Source organism: Pseudonocardia halophobica (assembly GCF_027922425.1).
GTDB lineage: Bacteria > Actinomycetota > Actinomycetes > Mycobacteriales > Pseudonocardiaceae > Pseudonocardia > Pseudonocardia halophobica.
In genome coordinates this window covers 183957-199387 of record NZ_BSFQ01000011.1, presented here as the reverse complement: position 1 = coordinate 199387, position 15431 = coordinate 183957, and the positions used below count along the sequence as shown (strand labels likewise).

General features: G+C 74.8%; 12 protein-coding genes. 4 read left to right on the top strand and 8 right to left on the bottom strand.

Annotated elements, in window-relative coordinates:
• Positions 1-146: 146 nt before the first annotated feature.
• The 3 genes from PKE99_RS15835 to PKE99_RS15825 form a co-directional block, all read right to left on the bottom strand.
• A complete protein-coding gene (locus PKE99_RS15835; RefSeq protein WP_037045369.1) occupies positions 147-602 on the bottom strand; it encodes a VOC family protein in 456 nt (151 codons plus the stop codon).
• Between the two features lie 119 nt (positions 603-721).
• Positions 722-2101: a 4-hydroxyphenylacetate 3-hydroxylase N-terminal domain-containing protein gene (locus PKE99_RS15830; protein ID WP_037045367.1), complete on the bottom strand. Its 1380-nt coding sequence runs from the start codon at positions 2099-2101 to the stop codon at positions 722-724.
• Complete coding sequence (locus tag PKE99_RS15825) at positions 2088-2771, bottom strand: TetR/AcrR family transcriptional regulator (protein ID WP_051737370.1); 684 nt, start codon at positions 2769-2771, stop codon at positions 2088-2090. The genes PKE99_RS15830 and PKE99_RS15825 overlap by 14 nt, the downstream gene beginning before the upstream one ends.
• Before the next feature lie 153 nt (positions 2772-2924).
• On the opposite strand from PKE99_RS15825, the gene PKE99_RS15820 reads away from it, so the two are divergent.
• The 4 genes from PKE99_RS15820 to PKE99_RS15805 are packed head-to-tail and all read left to right on the top strand — an operon-like array spanning position 2925 to position 7571.
• Positions 2925-4082: an alpha-hydroxy-acid oxidizing protein gene (locus PKE99_RS15820; protein ID WP_037045365.1), complete on the top strand. Its 1158-nt coding sequence runs from the start codon at positions 2925-2927 to the stop codon at positions 4080-4082.
• A 17-nt stretch (positions 4083-4099) separates the two neighbouring features.
• Positions 4100-5869, top strand: a complete 1770-nt coding sequence (locus tag PKE99_RS15815; RefSeq protein ID WP_051737369.1) for a hypothetical protein — start codon at positions 4100-4102, stop codon at positions 5867-5869.
• 29 nt (positions 5870-5898) lie between these two features.
• Positions 5899-6579, top strand: coding sequence for an SDR family NAD(P)-dependent oxidoreductase (locus PKE99_RS15810; protein WP_037045474.1), 681 nt, complete (start codon positions 5899-5901; stop codon positions 6577-6579).
• Entirely contained in the window at positions 6576-7571 is a 996-nt protein-coding gene (locus PKE99_RS15805; RefSeq protein ID WP_037045364.1) for an S-adenosylmethionine:tRNA ribosyltransferase-isomerase, read from the top strand. The genes PKE99_RS15810 and PKE99_RS15805 overlap by 4 nt, the downstream gene beginning before the upstream one ends.
• 4 nt (positions 7572-7575) lie before the next feature.
• Here the strand turns inward: PKE99_RS15805 and PKE99_RS15800 are convergent, their stop codons facing one another.
• From PKE99_RS15800 to PKE99_RS15780, 5 genes are all read right to left on the bottom strand, one after another.
• Positions 7576-9201, bottom strand: coding sequence for an MFS transporter (locus PKE99_RS15800; protein WP_051737368.1), 1626 nt, complete (start codon positions 9199-9201; stop codon positions 7576-7578).
• Positions 9198-10646, bottom strand: a complete 1449-nt coding sequence (locus tag PKE99_RS15795) for a DUF2252 domain-containing protein (protein WP_051737367.1) — start codon at positions 10644-10646, stop codon at positions 9198-9200. The genes PKE99_RS15800 and PKE99_RS15795 overlap by 4 nt, the downstream gene beginning before the upstream one ends.
• A 48-nt stretch (positions 10647-10694) precedes the next feature.
• Positions 10695-11120, bottom strand: a complete 426-nt coding sequence (locus PKE99_RS15790; RefSeq protein WP_037045362.1) for a DUF7144 family membrane protein — start codon at positions 11118-11120, stop codon at positions 10695-10697.
• A gap of 145 nt (positions 11121-11265) precedes the next feature.
• A complete protein-coding gene (locus PKE99_RS15785) occupies positions 11266-13869 on the bottom strand; it encodes a LuxR C-terminal-related transcriptional regulator (protein WP_271214883.1) in 2604 nt (867 codons plus the stop codon).
• A 191-nt stretch (positions 13870-14060) separates the two neighbouring features.
• Positions 14061-15425: a diacylglycerol/lipid kinase family protein gene (locus tag PKE99_RS15780; protein WP_231498196.1), complete on the bottom strand. Its 1365-nt coding sequence runs from the start codon at positions 15423-15425 to the stop codon at positions 14061-14063.
• Positions 15426-15431: the final 6 nt, after the last annotated feature.

Genomic DNA, 15431 nt, shown 5'->3' with positions numbered 1-15431 from the left:
CCGCTCGACGTCCAGGACGCGCTGATCCACTACGCCCGCAAGGGCGCGATCATCAACTCCACCTACCAGCTCTGACCCCGTGAGTGGCGATAGTCGCCAGAGCGACTATCGCCACTCACGAGTGATGGCCTGGGGGGCGGGGCGCGTCAGCGCACGTAGCGGGCAGCGGGGGTGCCGGGCGGGTTGTGCCGGCCCGGCTCCGCGTCCGGGTTGCGCACGCAGACCTCGGCCTCCAGCCCGTCCGGGTCCCGGAAGAACAGGCTGAGCACGGGGCCGAAGTCGGTCACGAACTCGTCGCACGCCCCGCGCTCCAGCAGCCGGCGACGGATCTCCTCGAACGCCTCGATCGACGCCGCCTGCAGCCCGAGGTGGTCGAGCCGGCCGCGGCCGAGCATCGGCGTCTGCCGCTCGGCCTCGGTGTTGCCGTCCACCTCGAACACGTTGAGCTCGGCGTGCGGACCGATGTCGACGATCGAGAACCGGAAGCCGTCCCGCCGCATCTCGTGCGCGACGGTCGCCCCGAAGACCTCGCCGTAGAAGGCGTGGAGGCGGTCCGTGTCGGCGGTGATCACGGCGACGTGGTTGAACCCGTCCAGCAGCATCCGCGCAGGTTAGGGCGCCCTCACGTCGCCGCGGTAGGGCCGGCCGGTCCCCGCTGTGGAGGGGATCGACGGAGTGCCCCCTCGTCGGAAGGGGCCTCGGTGTCGGGGCCGGTGGGTTCTCAGGGCGCGAACGGCACCCCGACCAGTTCCTTCGCCCTCGCGACGGCGGACTCCATCGGGTACCACTTCCGCGTCACGATCTTCTGGGCGTAGAGCCCGCCGCCGGCCTGGATGTTCGTGACCAGCCGCCAGCCGCCGTAGGTGTCCGCGGTGAGGTCGCGGATCACGTGGAACAGCCGCAGCCGGGTCTCGCCGTCGAACTCCGGGTTGCCCTGCATGTACTTGCGCACCGCGGGCCCGACCTCGGGGTTCTGCAGGTCGGCGAGCGAGGGCGCGGTGACGATCGAGCCGCCGGCGATGTCGTGCAGGCTCTGCACCAGCCGGTCGTAGTGCGACGCCGCGTAGTACTTGCCCGCGTTGGTGTACAGCTCGTCCGGGAACGCCGCGCCGTTGTCGCCCACGTGGCAGTGGGTGATCGCCGCCTCGAGCGAGGCCCGGATCAGCGTGGCCTGGATGATCATGTCGTCGATCTTGTCCCGGACGTGCGCCACGGACTCGGTGCCGTTCGCCTGGGCGATCAGCTGGGCCAGCCCGACCAGCAGGTCCGCGCCGTCGGCCATCGACGACAGCCCGCCGAGCCGCTCCCACAGGCCGAGCGAGTGCGCGAACACGGTGGCGTACTTGGTCTGCCCGTCGAGGAAGATGCGCTCGGTGGGGACGAACACGTCGTCCAGGATCACGAACGACTCGGGGTAGGACACCGGTCCCGAGACCGGGAAGGTGCCGGTGTCGGCGTGCCGCGGCGCGTAGCTGACGTCGACGATCTTCACCCCGGGCGCGTTGACCGGGATCATGCACGCGATCGCGTAGTCCTCCTCCCCCGGCTTCATGCCCTTGGTCGGGATGACCATGAGCTCGTGGCCGAGCGAGGCGGCGGTGATGTGCAGCTTGGCCCCGCGGACGACCACGCCGTCGTCCCGGCGCTCGACCACGTGCACGTACGAGTCGGGGTCCTCCTGCTGACCCGGGCGGACCTTGCGGTGCCCCTTCGCGTCGGTGATGCACTGCGTGATCCGGATGTCCTCGGCGCGGGCGCGCGCGACGAAGGCGTTGATCCGCTCGACCTCCTCCGGGCAGGAGTCCATGATCCGGCCCGCGGCGGTCAGCAGCGTCATGATCGAGGTGTAGGTGACGTGCGCGAGCATCCCCAGGTCGTGCACGAAGTCGATGTGCTCGCGCAGGCCCGCCGCGTCCGTCGGGACGTCGGAGAACGGGCTGTGGTCGCCGGTCGGGTCGTAGACCTTGTCGTAGCCCTCGGCGATGAGCTGCGCGCTCCGGCCGAGGATCGGGTGGTCGGCGATCCGCTCGACCAGCTCGCCCTCGAACCAGACCTTGCGGCCGTCGTCGAGGGAGGCCAGGTACTGCTCACCGGTCTTCATGCAGGGTCCTTTCCGGGTGGGTCTCCACGCCGACGCTGCGCAGCAGGAGGTCGGTGAAGCCGTCGATGATCTCGGTCATGGACAGGTCGCCGTCGGGGCGGAACCACGCCTGGACGGAGTTGAGGGTCGCGAGGATCGACGCGGCGGTGAGCCGCGGGTCGAGGTGCGCGGCGAAGGCGCCCTCCCGCTGCCCCTGCCGGACGATCTCGCGGATCGAGCGCTCGTAGGTGTCCCGGCGCGCGATGATCTCGGCGAACCGCTCGGCGGGCAGCCCGGAGAACTCGGCGTTGAACACCCTGATCTTGATCAGGTTCTTCTCGGTGCCGCGCAGGTGCCGCTCGATCGCCAGCCGCAGCTTGTCGACGGCCGGGGCGCCGGAGGCGAGCAGCTCCTCGCCGAGCGCGGCGGTGTTGAGGTGCGCCTCCTCCACGATCGCGTGGAGGAGGTCCTCCTTGGTGTGGATGTAGTGGTAGAGGCTGCCCTTGAGCATGCCGGCCGCCTCGGCGATCTCGCTGATGCTCGTGCCCGCGTAGCCCTTGCGCCGGAACAGCTCCGCGGCCGCGTCGACGATCTGCTCGTAGCGCGACGGGCCGAGGTCGCGGCCGCGCGCCTTGGGCGCCACCGCGCGGCGGTGCGGCGGCACGGACCGCTCGATCCCACTCTCCGGCACCAGCGTCTCCTGCGACTCGGCGGTCCGACGAACACCGACGCTAGCTGCGGACCCGCTGCTGGTCAACCGTTCGGTCGGGAGTTGTCGACCGATCGTTTGGGCACCTCCGGCGCTAGTGTCCCGGCGGGACCCGCGTGATCAGGAGGGACACGGATGTCACCGCGCTACGGCGACTACCAGCTGGAGATCTACCTGGCCGGCACGAAGGGCCTGCTGCCCCGCTTCCCGGTCGACTTCGCGGGGATGGAGCGCCGGGCCGCCGAGGCACTGCCGCCGTGGGTGCTCTCCTACGTCGCGGGCGGGGCGGGCGACGAGCGCACCCAGCGGGCGAACGTCGAGGCCTTCGAGAAGTGGGGCCTCGTGCCGCGGATGATGGAGGGCGCGTACGACCGCGACCTCTCCACCACACTGTTCGGCATCGAGCTGCCGCACCCGCTCTTCCTGTGCCCGATCGGCGTGCTCGGCATCTGTGCGCAGGACCTGCACGGCGACCTGGCGACGGCCCGCGCTGCCGCGCGCACCGGCGTTCCGATGATCGCGTCGACGCTCTCCCAGGACCCGATGGAGGAGGTCGCGAAGGCGCTCGGCGACACCCCGGGCTTCTTCCAGCTCTACCCGCCCAACGACCGGGACCTGGCCGTCAGCTTCATCCAGCGGGCCGAGCGGGCGGGCTTCAGGGCGCTGGTCGTCACGCTCGACACCTGGGTCACCGGGTGGCGCCCGCGCGACCTGAACACCGCGAACTTCCCGCAGCTGCGCGGCTACTGCCTGGCCAACTACACCTCCGACGAGCACTTCCGGAAGCAGCTCAGGAGCTCCGACCCGGCCGAGGTCGTCGGGCTGTTCGCCCGGACCTTCGGCTTCTCGATGCGCTGGGAGGACCTGGCTTGGATGCGCGAGGCGACCTCGCTGCCGATCGTGCTCAAGGGCATCAGCCACCCCGAGGACGTGCGCAAGGCCAAGGACCACGGGGTCGACGGCATCTACTGCTCCAACCACGGCGGCCGGCAGGCCAACGGCGGGTTGCCGGCCCTGCAGACGCTGCCCGAGGTCGTCGAGGCCGCCGGCGACACCCCGGTCCTCTTCGACTCCGGCGTGCGCAGCGGCTCGGACGTGGTCAAGGCGCTCGCGATGGGCGCCACCGCGGTCGGCTCCGGGCGCCCGCACGTCTACGCGCTGGCGGTCGGCGGCGAGGAGGGCGTGGTGCACCACCTGCGCTCGTTCCTCGCCGAGGCGGACCTGCTCATGGCGGTCGACGGCTTCCCGGACCTCGCCCGCCTGCGCGCGGCGGGCCTGCGCCGCGTGGACTGAGCCCTAGGCTGCCGGACATGTCGAAGCGCCCCCGCGGACGCAGGCCACCGAAGAAGGACGGGCGCGCCCGCACGCGGCGCCGGGACCGGCGCCTCGAGCAGCGACGGCGCCGGGACCAGGAGCCCGATCTCGTCGACCGGGTCGCCCTGGCCCTCGAGGAGCATCCGCTTTCGCTGCTCGAGCTGGTCAGCGGCATCCTGGCGATCCTCGAACCACCCCGCCACCCCTTCGGGCCCGAACCCTCGCCCGACGTCCCGGGGTTCGACGACCTCGTCGAGAGCTTCCTCGGCACGGACCTGCACGAGACGTCGGCCCTGCTCGCGGTGTTCGCCGCCTTCTCCGACGACGAGCTGTTCCGGCGCCGGGCCCTCCGCGAGATCACCGGCCGCGCGGATGCCCTGCCCGGCTGGCTGGCCGACCTCGGCCGGACGCGCGTGACCTCGGTCCGCGAGGTCGCCCACGTGCTCGGCGACGGCGAGAACCACGTGCTCGGTGTGCTCCTCCCCGACGGCACCGAGTTCACCACGGTGGTCTACGTCGACCACAACGTCGGCACGCTGGTCAAGGACGCCTTCGTGCTGCCGGCGCCGGCCGCCGCGGTCGTCGCGCAGCTGGAGGAGATCGCCGACGACCCGGACTCCGTGGTGCGCGACCTCGACCCCGCCGACGCCCGCGCCCGGATCGTCGAGGCGATGGAGCAGGCCGCCATCACCTATCCGCCGTTCGAGACCGAGACGTGGCCGGCCTGCCGTGCCCTGGTCCGCTGGGTCACGGGGATGCTGCCGGCCGGCGGGCGGGGCCACGAGTTCCCCGAGTGGTCCGGCGCGCAGCTGGCGGACCTGACCGAGCGCTTCCTGCGCTCGCCGCAGGGCACGGGCTTCGACGATCCCGACCACCGGGAGCTCCTGGAGTCGCTGCTGTGGTTCGGCAGCGGCTCCGGCACCGGCGACCCGCTGCGCTGGAGCCCCGTGAACGTCGAGATCCTGCTGCTGGACTGGGTCCCGCGGAAGATCGTCGCCGACGTGCCGCACCTCGATCGCCTCCCGGACCTGCTGCGAGCCTTCGTCCGGTTCTGCCACGCCGAGCGGGGGATCAGGTCCGTGCACACGCAGGACACCCTCGCGGCGGTCGACGCCTTCGAGGCCGAGTACCGGCAGCTGATCCGCGCCGATCGCAGGCAGGGACCGGAGGCGCTGCTGGAGGCGCTCGGGGTGCTCGACCCGCCCGACCCGGAGTGGGGACTGAACGAGCTCGCGCGGGCCGTCGGCGGGCGCGCGGTCCTGGACGCGCTGTCCACGGAGCCGCTGCCCGACGAGCCCTTCGACTGGACGGGGGTCCCCGAGGACGTCCGGCCGCGGGTGGGCGAGGTGCTCGCCCTGGTCGACTCCGGCTGCGAGACCCTGTTCGACGGCGGCGACGCCGTCGAGATGCGGACGGCGTGCCGGCGCCTGCTCAGCAGGACGGCGGCGGCCGATCCCGTGGCGTTCCGCCGGGCCGCCCGGTCGGAGATCTCGGCCGGCACGATCTGCTGGCTCGTGGGCCGGGCGAGCGACCTCGTCGGCGGCCGCGGCGGGCTGATGGTCAAGGACCTGGCGGCGCACTTCGGGACGGGCGGCGGCTCCTTCTCCCAGCGGGCCGGGGTCTATCTCCGGGCGCTCGGGATCGAGACGCCTCCCGGGGCCGGGGTCGAACTCGGCTCCCCGGACTATCTCGTCGGCGCCCGCCGGGCGGCCATCGCCGAGGCACGGGACGGCTACCGGAGCCGGGACGACGATCTCTTGACCTGAACCGAGCTTCAGGTCGCAGTGTGGTCCGCATGACACGGACTGCGATCGTCACCGGTGCGGGACAGGGCTTCGGGCTCGCCCTCACCGTCGCCCTCGCCCGGCGCGGGACCACCGTGGTGGCCTGCGGCCGGGACGCCCGACGCCTGCGGGGCGCGCTCGACGGGGTGCCCGGCGTCGCCGCCCTGCCCGGTGACGTCACCGACCCGGGCTTCCGCACCGAGCTCGCCGCCGCGGCAGGCGGCCGGCTGGACCTGCTGGTGCACAACGCCGGCGAGCTCGGTCCCTCGCCCCTGCCCCGGCTGGCCGACTACCCGCTCGACGCCCTGCGCCGCGTCCTGGAGACCACCGTCCTGGCCCCGCTCGGTCTCACCCGGGAGACCCTGCCGGCCCTGCGCGCCGCCGGCGGCACGGTCGTCACGCTCAGCTCCGACGCCGCCGTCGAGGCCTACGAGGGCTGGGGCGGCTACGGCGCGGCGAAGGCCGCGCTCGACCATCTCGCCGCGGTGCTGGGCGTGGAGGAGCCGGACCTGCGCGTGTACGCCTTCGATCCCGGGGACATGCGCACCGCGATGCACCAGCGGGCCTTCCCCGGTGAGGACATCTCGGACCGGCCCGAGCCGGAGACCGTCGTACCGGCGCTGCTGCGGCTGCTCGCGGACCGGCCGCCCTCGGGCCGCTACACCGCGGCCGACCTGGCGGTCGCGCCGTGAGGCCGGTCCCGCCCGAACTGGTCGCCACCGCACCCCCGCCGGTCCGCGACGGTGTGCGCCTCATGGTCGCGCCGGCCCGCCGCCCGGTGCGGCACCGCCGGTTCACCGACCTGCCGGAGGCGCTGGAGCCCGGGGACCTGGTCGTGGTCAACACCTCCGACACCGAACCCGCGGCCCTCGACGGCATGCGGGCGGGCCGGTCCGTCGTCCTGCACGTGTCCGGGCCGGCACCGGGCGGGACCTGGTCCGTGGAGCTGCGCACGCCGGACGGGTACCGGATCACGGACGGCCGGGCCGGCGAGACCGTCCGGTTGCCGCGCGGGGTGACCGCGACCCTGCTCTCCGGCGGTCCGCGGATCTGGCGGGCGCGGATCCCGGTGGAAGGCGGGCTGCGCCGGTACCTGGCCGCGGCGGGACGCCCGATCACCTACTCCTACCTGCGGGGACGCCCCTCCCTCGCCGAGTACCGCACCGTCTTCGCCCGCCCGGACGGCCGGTTCGGCAGCGCCGAGATGCCGAGCGCGGGGCGACCGTTCACCCCCGCGGTGCTCGACGGGCTGCGGGCGCGCGGGATCGCCGTGGCCGAGCTGGTGCTGCACACCGGGGTGTCGTCGCTCGAGGCGGGCGAGACCCCGCAGCCCGAGCGCTACCGGGTGCCGCTCGCGACCGCCGAGGCGGTCGCCGCGACGCGTGCGGCCGGGCGCCGGGTCGTCGCGGTGGGGACCACCGTGACCCGCGCGCTGGAGACCGTCGCCGAGCGCGACGGGACCGTCCGGGCGGGCGAGGGCACGACGGAGCTGGTCCTGGGCCCGGACCGGCCGGCCCGCGTCGTCGACGGGCTGGTGACCGGCTGGCACGAGCCCGAGGCCTCGCACCTGCTCCTGCTCCGCGCGGTGGCCGGACGGCGGCTGGTCGAGCGGGCGTACGCGGCCGCGCTCGACGCGGGCTACCGCTGGCACGAGTTCGGCGACTCCTGTCTGCTCCTGCCGTGAGGCGTCACCCCGGCGCGCCCACGGGCGGCTCGACGACCGGGGCGGGCGACACCACCTGCTCGGGTTCCCGGCGGCGCGGCAGCTCCCGGGTGAGGAACAGGCTGAGCAGGGCGATCCCGGCCGCAGCCAGCAACGCGAACTTCAACCCGACGAGCTGGGCCTGCGCGTACTCCCCGAGCAGCACCTCCACCTCCGTGGCCGGGATGCCGGCCGAGGTCAGCGCGGCGCGGGCCTGGTCGAGGGAGAGGAACGAGATCCCCTGTTCCAGGGCGGTGCCGACCTGCGCTCGCGTCGCGTCGGACACCGGCGCCTCCGCCACCCCCGTGAGGCTCACCCGGGTCAGCGCGCCGAGCAGGAAGGAGCCGATCAGCGCGGTACCCAGCGAGGACCCCAGGTTCTGCGCGGTGTACTGCAGCCCGCCGACCTCGCTGCGCTCGACCTCGCCGACGCTGGACTGCGCGACGTTGCCGAGCTGTCCGGCGAGCAGCCCCATCCCGATGCCGAGCACCCCGGTGGCGAGGGCGAAGGACAGGTCGTCGAGCTCCGGCCGGACGGTGGCGACCAGCCACAGCGAGGCGCCGCACAGCACGACGAAGCCGATGCGGACCACGGTCCGTGGCGCCGCGAAGCGGTTGACGAGCGGCGCGGCCATCGACGTGACCAGCATCGTGAGCGAGACCGGCAGCAGCCGCAGCCCCGTCTCGAAGGCGTTGAGCCCCTGCACCACCTGCAGGTAGAGCGGCACCGTGAAGAAGATCCCGAGCAGGATCAGGTTCTGGGCCAGCAGGGTGGACAGCGCGGCGCGCAGCGGCCGGATCGCGAACAGCGCCCACCGGACCAGCGGGTCGCGGCCCCGCTCCTCGCGGTGCCGCACCCAGTTGCGCAGCAGTCCGAGGAGGACGAGCCCCGCCGCGATCACGAAGAGGGTCGGCGCGAAGCCGAACACCGTGAACGGCGGGTTCCGCGGCTCGAGCCAGCCCCAGGCGCTGCTCTGCAGGATGCCGAGCACGGTGAGCGCGAGCCCGGCCACGGACAGGGTCGCCCCGACCAGGTCCAGGTGCCGGCGCGGCCCGACCGGCGGCGCGTCGGCGATCCAACGCAGCATCAGCAGGATCGCCACCACGATCACGACCTCGCCGGCGAACACGACGCGCCAGCTCAGGTAGGTCGTCGCCCACCCGCCGAGGATCGGGCCGACGGCGATCCCCGCGCCCGCGAGGCCGCCGATGACGCCGTAGGCGACGGCCCGGTCCCGGCCGCGGTAGTTGCCGCCCACGAGGGCGGCCAGCGCCGGGAGCACCAGCGCCCCACCGAGGCCCTCGATGACGGACCAGCCGAGCACCAGCACCCACAGCGTCGGGGCGATCGCGGTGAGACCGGATCCCACGCCGTAGACCACCAGCCCGACCGCGAACGCGCGGCGACGCCCGAGGATGTCGCCGACCTGGCCGCCCGTGATCAGGAACGCGGCCATGACGAGCGTGTACAGGGTGATGACCGCCTGGATGGCGGCGACCGTGGTGTCGAAGTCCGCGACCAGCGCGCTGATCGACACATTCATGACGGCCGTGTCGAGCACCACCAGGAACTGTGCGATCCCCAGGGCGATCAGCGGCTTCCAGCGGTTCATCCCTGGCCGTCCGTGCTCGGGTCGGACGCGATCACCCGCCCCGTGTCGATCGCCCGGCGCAGCGCGGCGTGGTCGGTCTCGGTGCGGTCGGCGTAGGCGCGGGCGAAGTCCGCGACCGCGCGGTCGAAGGAGGACGACGAGCCGAGGTACGCCGCGATCGCGATCCGGTCGCCGCTGCGTGCATGGGCGCGGGCGAGGGTCTGCCCGCAGATCTCCGCGTAGATCTGCAACCCCTGCGGACGCAGGCTCTCGACCTCGACCGAGCCCTTCCAGTCCCGCAGCTGGCGCAGGTAGAAGTCCCGCACCTCGCCGTCGACCCCGGGCGCCCGCTGCCAGCCGAGGAAGATGTCGCCCACGGCCTGCATCAGCCGCTGCCCCTCGACGACCCGCTGCCCCGCCGAGTCCTGCGGGGCCGGGCCCAGCACGGACTCCAGGGCCGACGGTCCCGCCTCCTTGGCCTGCAGGAACAGCGGATCCCGGTCGTCGCGGCCGAGGAAGAGCAGCATCCAGCAGCGGGTGCCGACGCTGCCGACGCCCACCACCTTGTGCGCGATGTCGACCGGCCGGTACCGGTCGTAGAGCGTCCGGCGGTCCGGGGGCAGGCTCTCCCGGTAGCCCGCGAGCAGCTCGTGGATGCCGTCCTCGATGCCCCGCCGCTCCACCTCCTCCGGGTAGAGGTCGCGGATCGGCACCACGATCGGCGGCGCTGCGACGATGCGCGGGGCACCGTCGACGACCGCCGTGAAGCGGTTCAGCGCACCCAGGTTGTCCCGCGAGCGGGCCTTGGTGAGGTCCCGCTGCATCCGGGCCCGCCGCGGCGCGGCGACGCGGCGCCGGTAGCGCGCCCACAGCTCGTCGGTCTCGACGAGCGCGTACCAGACGTCGAGGTTGGTCATGGCCGCGAAGGCGCGCATCGCCCGGCGGTAGGCGCGCACGGCCGCCTCCACCGCCGCCGCGCGGTCCCGGGTCCGGAAGCCCCGGTCCCGCCCGGCGACCTCGACGCTGGCCGCCAGCCGTTTGACGTCCCACTCCCACGGGCCCCGCAGGGTCTCGTCGAAGTCGTTGAGGTCGAAGACCAGCCGCCGCTCCGGCGAGGCGAAGAAGCCGAAGTTGGCCAGGTGGGCGTCGCCGCAGAGCTGCACGTCGATGCCGCTGACCGGGGTGTCGGCGAGGTCGGCGGTCATCACGGCCGCCGAGCCGCGCAGGAAGGTGAAGGGCGAGATGGCCATCCGGGCGTACCGGATGGGCAGCAGGTCCTGGACCCGGCCGACGTCCTGCGCGGCCAGGATCTTCAGCGCCCCTTTGCCGCGCCGGGCAGGCAGCTCGGCGTGGCTCGACCGGGGCGCCGCCGTCCGCGCCGCCCGGCCGAGCTCGATGCGCTCGGCCGGGCCGACCGCGGCCGGGTGCCGTTCCGGTGCTGCGGGTGGAGCGGCGGTCCGTGTCATCGGGTCACCTCCGGCGGCGGATGCGGACGAGGCCGAGGAGCAGCCCGGTCAGGCGAGCTCGCGGGTCTCGCGGACCAGGGCCCAGATCACGGCGACGTCGAGGGCGATGATCACGATGGACCAGATCGGGTAGTGCGGGATGAACAGGAAGTTGGCGATGATGCTCAGCGAGGCGAGCAGGATGCCGACGACGCGCGCCCAGGTCTGGCCCTGGATGACCCCGAGACCGGTGAGCGCGAGCGCCGCACCGAGGATGATGTGGACCCAGCCCCAGGCCGTGACGTCGAACGAGTAGATGTAGTTCGGGGTGGCCACGTAGACCTGGTCGCGGAACAGCGCGGCGATACCGGCCAGTGCCTGGCAGATGCCGGTCACGATCAGCACCGCACCCGCGAACATCGCGAATCCGGTCGCCCATGCCCCCGCCGTGCTCTGCGTCGCCCCCGATGTGGGCGAATGGGTCGTGTCGCTCATGGTGTGCTCCTCCCTCGAGCGCTGTGTCGGTCCACGGTCGGGGTCGCGGGCACGGTGCACCTCGCCCGCTCCGTGTGACTTCGCGGTCCTCCGCGGGGCACGGCGCGGAGATCGCCGGGGAGGGACGCCGCCGGGGGCGAGGACCTCACCCCCGGAGGGTGAGCGCGGGCGCCGGGGCGATCAGGCCGCGCTCGTAGCCGGCGAGCACGGCGGTCCGGCGGCTGCTCACACCGAGCTTCCCGTAGATCGAGCGGACGTGGGTCTTCACGGTGTTCACCGAGACCGACAGGTCGGCCCCGATCTCCTCCAACGACAGCAGGGAGGGCAGCAGGGCGAGGACCGCCCGCTCGCGCTCGCTGAGCGCCGCCGCCGGGGACCCGGTGGTCGCGGAGACCGCGAGCGCGGCGCCCGCGAAGGAGCCTGCCGCACCGGGACCGCCGTGCAGCTGCACGAGCAGCCGCCGGACCTCCGGCCCCGCCCCCGCGAACGGGCGCAAGGCCCGCAGCGGCTCGGCCAGCCCCAGGGCGCGCTCGAGCGCCTCGCGGGCCGCCGCCCGTTCCTCGGCCTCGGCCGCGACCGTCGCCTCGACCAGCCACGCCTCCACCTCGGTGACGCCGAGCAGGGGCGCCCCGCACTCCACGAGCGCGCGGTGCGCCGCGGCCCGGGCCCGGTCCTCACGGCCGGCGGCGAGATCGGTCCAGGCGCGGAGCAGGGCGCTCTCGGCGGTCTCCCCGACGCGCTGGACCAGCCAGCCGTGCACGCTGCGGGCCGCCGTCGGGTGCCCGAGGTCCAGGGCCGCGCGGTGCTCCAGCAGAGCGGCCATGGCCGCGACGTGCGGGTCCACCGGCTCGTCGCCCAGTTCCGCGCGGGCGTGCTGCAGCCGGTCCAGGCCGCGGGCGCGGTCCCCGCGGGCCTCGCCCGCGCCGTCCACGTCCGCCGCCGCGCGGAGCACCGCCAGGCCGAACCGCAGCTCGGCCGGCCCGCGGCCGGGGTGGTCGAGCCCGGCGAGCCCCGCCTCGGCCAGCCGCACCGCGTCGCGTGGCTCGGCGCGGAGCAGCGCCGCGTGGGCCAGTACGGCCGCAGCGGCGGCCGCCCAGGACGAGTGCCGCAGCCCGGAGCGTTCCGCCCGGGCCAGCGCGACCTCCCCCGCCTGCCGCACCTCGGCCGCGTCGCCCTCGGCCGCGGCCGCGACCGCCCGCAGGACGAGCGCCTGCACCGCGAGGTGCACGAACCCGTGCCGGTCGGCGAGCTCGAGCGCGTCGGCGAGCAACGGCCGTGCGGCGCCCGGGGCGCCGACCCGCACCGCGGTGAGGGCCCGCGCGAGCAGGCCCAGCGCCCGCACGCCCGGCTGGTGCGGCAGCACGTCCGGGTCGCGCCGGCCGGAGGTCGCGGGGACGGCACCGAACTCCTCGGCGGCGGCCCGCAGCACGGCCAGCTCGGGCGGGGGGTCCTCGGGCCACCGCGGCGCGTGGGTGGCCGGTGGGCCGCCCGCCGCCGTGCGGGCGAGCGCCGCGAGCGCCGCCAGCCCGGGTTCGCGGGCGAGGCCGACCTCGCCGACGGTGTCCAGGGCGCGGCGCAGCGGGCGGTGCCGACCGGAGAGCAGCAGTGTGGGCCCGGCGTCGCGCAGGATCTCCGTGGCGACCAGCGCGTCCCCGCTGCGGGCGGCGTGCTCGGCCGCGGCGTCGGGCCGGCCGGCGGCGGCGTACCAGCGCGCGGTCACCGCCTCGAGCCGTGCCGGCGTCCCGGCCGCGTACCGGCGCAGCTCCCCGAGCAGGTGGTCGCGCAGCAGCGGCTCGACCCGGTGGACCTCCCGGCCGCGGCCCTCCGCGCGCACGAGACCCGTCCGGTGCTCGACGGCGTCGAGCACCCCGCCGGCGTCGGCCCGGCCGGTGAGGACCGCGGCGAGCCCGGTCGGCACCGGGTTGACCACGCCGATCCGACGCAGCACGTCGAGCTCGGTGCCGTCGAGGCCGGCGAGCGCCTCCCCCTCCAGGTAGTCGGCGACCAGCGGGTGCTCGCCGGAGAAGCCCTGCGCGGCCTCGGGGTCGGTCGGATCGGCGCAGGCCGCGGCGGCCAACCACAATGCGGCCGGCCAGCCCGCGGTGCGCGCGTGCAACACGGTGACCTCGGCCTGGGTCAGGCCCGGCGCCGCGGCGCGGAGGAGCTCCTCGGCCTCGTACGGGGTGAAGCGCAGCAGGTCCGGGCCGATCTCGCGGAGCCGCCGCGCCACCCGCAGCCGGGCGAGGCCGAGCGGCGGTTCGCCCCGGCTGCACAGCACGGTGGCCAGGTCCGGCCGCCGGTCGCGGAGGAAGGTGCGCAACCCGTGCAGGCTCGCGGCGCCCGTCAGCTCACCGACGTCGTCGAGCACCAGGCGCGGCGGCCGCGGCAGGACGTCGAGCGCGGCGGTCAGCGCGGCCAGGAACTCCGGCCCGCCCTCCGCGGGCCAGCCGTGCCGGTCCCGGAGCCGGCTCGACGGCGGGATCGTGGGGCATCGGGCCAGGGCGGCCAGGACGGCCGACCAGAACCGTCGGGGATCCTCGTCCTCGGCGTCGACGCGGACCCACGCCGTTCCGGGGCCCGGGCTCGTGCGCACCCACTCCGCCACGGCCAGGGTCTTGCCGAAGCCGGCGGGGCCACGGACCAGGCCCACGTCGGAGATCCGGTCGAGCGCCGCGCGGACCGCGGCCCGCGTGACGAGTTGCGGTGGGCGGACGGGAACACGGATCTTCGACTCGGGTACCGGCTGCATGGACAAGTCACCCCCGCACGCCGGCGCACTGTTGGACCGGCTGGTTCGATCCATGCTGGACCGCCTGGATCCGGCCTGAGGCCGAGCGTCGGGCCCGGGCCGGTGGGACGAAGGTCCCCAGTCGGGACCGGATGCGGAGGAGCGGAAGGCGCCGTTCGGCGCAGCTCCGCATAGTTCGTCCGGTTGTCCGCTCAGCCCGGTCGTCGTTGCGCGGAGTGCCCGCGGAGCACGCGGACCAGGCCCGCGATCGCCTCGCCCGGGCCCGCCGGCGCGACCGCCGCGGGAGCCGCGCCAGGCGACCCGGTGGGCACGCGCACGCGCAGCGCCCCGGGCAGCACCCGGAACCGCAACGGGGGCGCCAGCCGCAGCGCCTCGCCGTCGACCCCCACCTCGACCAGCGGTTTGTCGGAGTCGACCTCGAACTCGGGCGCGTTCCACTGCCGGTAGCCGCGGAAGGAGCGCAGCCGGCCGGTCGCCTGTGCGGCCAGCATCTCGGTGACGTCGCGGCCCTTCTCCACCCGCACGGTCACGACGCCGAGCACCCCGCCGTCGAGCCGGGCCCGGGTGCCGAAGCCGTCGAGCCGGTCGAGCCGGTAGTCGCCGTTGGACACGAGCACCATGGCGGTGGGGCCCCCGTCGACGCCGTCCGGCCCGCGGAACCGCAGGTGCGACCCCTCCGCGCCGGGTCCGAGCAGCTCGGGGGCCATGCGGGCGGTCGTCGCGAGCTTGGCGTCGCGGTAGCCCTCGGACTGCACCACGCCCGCGTACACGCCGAGCGAGGCGTTGTTCACGAACACCCGGTCGCCCAGCACGGCCAGGTCGATGCGCCGCTCCAGGGCCGGGCCGAACGCGTCGAGCGCGGCCACGACGTCGTCGCGGTCCAGGCCGAGGTCCAGCGCGAAGTGGTTGCGGGTGCCCGCGGGGATCACGACCAGCGGGACGTCGTGCTTCCGGGCGACGTCGGCGACCAGGGCCTGGGACCCGTCGCCGCCGGCCATGCCCAGCACGTCGGCCCCCTCGGCGACGGCGGCCTCGGCGAGGGCCCGCAGGTCGTCGCCCGGCTCCAGGACGACGGGGGTCACGCCGCGCCGCAGGGCCTCCTCCTCGAGCCCGAACCGGGCGACCTTGCCGCCGCCCGAGCGCGGGTTCATGAGCAGCACCCCGTGCCCGGCCGCCGGGACGGACTTCATTCCCGACGGCTCGGGCACGAGGTCGCGGCCGAGGGCGACCCGGGCGAGGCTCGCCGCCAGCAGGACGAGGACGACCACGGCCGCGGTGCGCAGGATCGAGGCCGTCACCACCAGCAGGACCACGCCGACGAGGGCCAGCACCGCGACCGTGCAGGCCGCGATGCGCCACGCCCCGCGCCGCACGAGCGCGGTCCAGCCCGCGGCGACCGCCACACCCACCAGGATCGGGGCCGCGACGACCCGCAGCGGGCTCTGCAGGAGAGCCACGATCACCACCACGACCGCGGCGATCGCCGCCAGCAACGCGCCCGCGGCCGCGAGCCGCCGCGCCCCGCTCGGTCGTGCACCCTGCACCGTCCCGGCCACGACCGA

Excerpts from the sequence above, each read along its gene's own strand:
- PKE99_RS15810 (WP_037045474.1), top strand. The coding sequence starts at position 5,899 with ATGACACGGACTGCGATCGTCACCGGTGCGGGACAGGGCTTCGGGCTC.
- PKE99_RS15790 (WP_037045362.1), bottom strand. The coding sequence starts at position 11,120 with ATGAGCGACACGACCCATTCGCCCACATCGGGGGCGACGCAGAGCACG.
- PKE99_RS15815 (WP_051737369.1), top strand. The coding sequence starts at position 4,100 with ATGTCGAAGCGCCCCCGCGGACGCAGGCCACCGAAGAAGGACGGGCGC.
- PKE99_RS15820 (WP_037045365.1), top strand. The coding sequence starts at position 2,925 with ATGTCACCGCGCTACGGCGACTACCAGCTGGAGATCTACCTGGCCGGC.
- PKE99_RS15835 (WP_037045369.1), bottom strand. The coding sequence starts at position 602 with ATGCTGCTGGACGGGTTCAACCACGTCGCCGTGATCACCGCCGACACG.
- PKE99_RS15830 (WP_037045367.1), bottom strand. The coding sequence starts at position 2,101 with ATGAAGACCGGTGAGCAGTACCTGGCCTCCCTCGACGACGGCCGCAAG.
- PKE99_RS15785 (WP_271214883.1), bottom strand. The coding sequence starts at position 13,869 with ATGCAGCCGGTACCCGAGTCGAAGATCCGTGTTCCCGTCCGCCCACCG.
- PKE99_RS15795 (WP_051737367.1), bottom strand. The coding sequence starts at position 10,646 with ATGACACGGACCGCCGCTCCACCCGCAGCACCGGAACGGCACCCGGCC.
- PKE99_RS15800 (WP_051737368.1), bottom strand. The coding sequence starts at position 9,201 with ATGAACCGCTGGAAGCCGCTGATCGCCCTGGGGATCGCACAGTTCCTG.